Source organism: Aeromonas veronii bv. veronii, from assembly GCF_000820225.1.
Taxonomy (GTDB): domain Bacteria; phylum Pseudomonadota; class Gammaproteobacteria; order Enterobacterales; family Aeromonadaceae; genus Aeromonas; species Aeromonas veronii.
Genome location: NZ_CDDK01000001.1, coordinates 579 through 3139 on the forward strand (window position 1 = coordinate 579; position 2561 = coordinate 3139).

Consider the following 2561-nt stretch of genomic DNA (forward strand, 5'->3'; position numbering starts at 1 on the left):
AAAGGGCAATGGCACCTGCCGCAAACAACCCTTCCCACTGCCAGCAGGCATCCGGTCGGGTACGGTGCAGCGTGACATAGGAGGGCAATGTCATGGTGCTGGCCAACTCATGGGCGGTGCTGTCGAGGGCATAGAGCACAATGGGGCAAAATCCTGCCGCCTCATGCTCTTCCGAATCGAGCAACGCCAGTAATTCTTCATCAGTGATGATCATCTTGAGCCCTCTTTGAAAACTGCTGGCTGAACTCATCCAGTGCCCGGTTCAATCTGGCTTGCAGCATCGGATGGGACGCCTGTTGCCACTCTTCAATGACCGCAACCATCGCAGTCGCCCCTACCATTCTGGCGGCCCCCTTCAACTTGTGTAAAGCAGCATTCACGCCAACTTCATCTTCTTCTGTGCTGCAGCGCTCAAGTTCGGCCAAATCATCACGGGTAGCCTTCAGATAAAGGGCGGCCAGTTCATCGGTCAGCAGCGAGGCAACCGGTGTCGGGGCGACAACATTGCTCCCCTCTTTGGCAATATGGCGCAGCAAGGTCGCCAGCTCCTTGAGGGCGACTGGCTTGTCCAGATGGCCATCGCAACCGCAGGATTGCAGCTCCCTTGCCGCCTGATCACTGAGATCTGCGGTGATCACATAGACCGGCAGACGGGCCCAACGGGCGGATTGGCGCAACTGCCTGCACAGCTCGGCCCCGTTCATCACCGGCATCTGCAGATCGGTCAGCACAAAATCCACCTCTTGCTGCGCCAGCATCTCCAGCGCCAGCTGCCCGTTGGCGGCAGTGATAACGCTGGCACCAAGTTGCCCCAGTTGCAGGCTGATCAGCTCGCGATTGACATCGTGATCTTCAACTAGCAGTACCCGCATGCCGAGCCCGGGCTGGGTGCCGGCCACTGGTTGATCTGGGGTCAACCGTGGCTGCAGCAGGGTGATGATGGTCCCGGGCACCCAGGACTCCCCTTGCCAGGCCCAATAGTAGAGCCCCTTCTCGTCCACCTCCGCTTGCAGCGTATCAACGGCGTTGCTGACGGTGGCGATCCCCAAGCGACTGAGCCAGGGCGACAGCGCTTGCGCCTCATCGTGGGGTAAAGAGAGTGCCAGCTGCCGCACATTGGGCAGCCAGTCCGGCTCCTGCTGCACCCGCTTCAGGGGCAACTCGCAATAGAAGCGGCTACCACCACCGGCACGCCCCTCGACATCGATAAGACCCCCCATCTGCTCGATCAGCTGCTTGCAGATCGCCAGACCAAGACCGGTGCCCGGCGCCCGCAGCTGCCCTTCAACGGCAAACTGCTCGAACGGCATAAAGAGCGTGGTGCGCATCTTGGCGGTGATCCCCGGCCCCTGATCATCCACACCGAAGCGCAAGGTTGATGCGACCACCTCGGCCCACAGCACCACTTCCCCACGCAGGCTGAACTTGATGGCATTGGAGAGCAGGTTGTGGAGCACTTGCCGTACCCGGTGAGGGTCGAGGGTCTGCAGGGCTGGCAGAGCGGGATCCAACTTAAGGCGCAGTTGCAATCCCTTGGCCCGCGCCTTGGTCCAGTGCACTGCCACCACGTGCTCGCACAGCTCGGCAAAATCGGTGGGTTGCGGCGAGAGGGAGAGTTTGCTGTTTTCGTTGCGGCTAAAGTCGAGCACATCGTTGAGCAGGCCGAGCAGCTCATCCCCCGCCTGACGCACCCGCGCCAGCGCAGAGTCTTGCTCTCTCGACAAAGGAGTGCTGGCCAGCCACTCCAGCAAGCCGAGCATGGCGTTCATCGGCGTGCGGATCTCGTGGCTGATGGCGGCCAAAAAGCGCCCCTTGGCCAGAACGGCCTGTTGCGCCTGCTCATGGGAGTGCTGCAATGCCTGATCCTGCTCGACCCGGGCAGTGGCATCCTGCATCACCGCATAAATTCGCCAACCCTGCGGTTGACTGCGGCCACGGCCATAGAGCTGCAACCAGCGCAGACCCTTGGTCGGATGGTGATAGCGCATGGTGAATGCGAAGGGTTTGCCAGCCTGCAACATGGCGAACATCTCACGGCTTACCCGGCGGCGATCCTCGCGCTCCAGCATAGTGAGCACCCGTTTGGGCTCACGGCGGATCTGCTGACTCGCCAGCCCCAGCAGCTCGTAACAGCCCCGGCTGATAAACTCGATCCCCCCTACCCGTCCCCGCTCGAACATAAACTGCAGCACCACGCCGGGAACGGTATTGGTCAGGGCGCGCAGGCGGCGCTCTGCCTGACGCAGGAAACGGGCCTGCTCACGCAGCACACTGATATCCGACAGGGCGATGAGATCGGTGGCAGGTGCTTGCTTGTCCAGTCGCAGCGGATGTTGGGCATAGGCGAAGACCTGATCCCCCAGCACCAGCTCTCCTTCACTCTTTTGCGGCTGTACCGGCGGCAGCATCAACTGTTGCGAATAGCGCAGGGCCAGACGTCGCCCCTGTTTATTGGATTTGATCACCTTGCCCTGGCTATTGCGCAGATAGACGGGCACCGGCAACGCCTGAAACATGGTTTCCCGCAGCTCGCTCTCGATGGCCAGCGCCTTCTCGGCGGC

The 2561-nt window shown here is 61.4% G+C and carries 1 protein-coding gene and 1 pseudogene; both read right to left on the minus strand.

The features are described 5' to 3' along the window. Nucleotides 1-214: pseudogene (locus tag BN1139_RS21525) on the minus strand (response regulator); the annotation flags it as partial. Further along, nucleotides 201-2561: PAS domain-containing hybrid sensor histidine kinase/response regulator (locus BN1139_RS00015; protein ID WP_041979864.1), on the minus strand; the 2361-nt coding region annotated here is incomplete at its 5' end. The gene BN1139_RS00015 and the pseudogene BN1139_RS21525, both read right to left, overlap by 14 nt.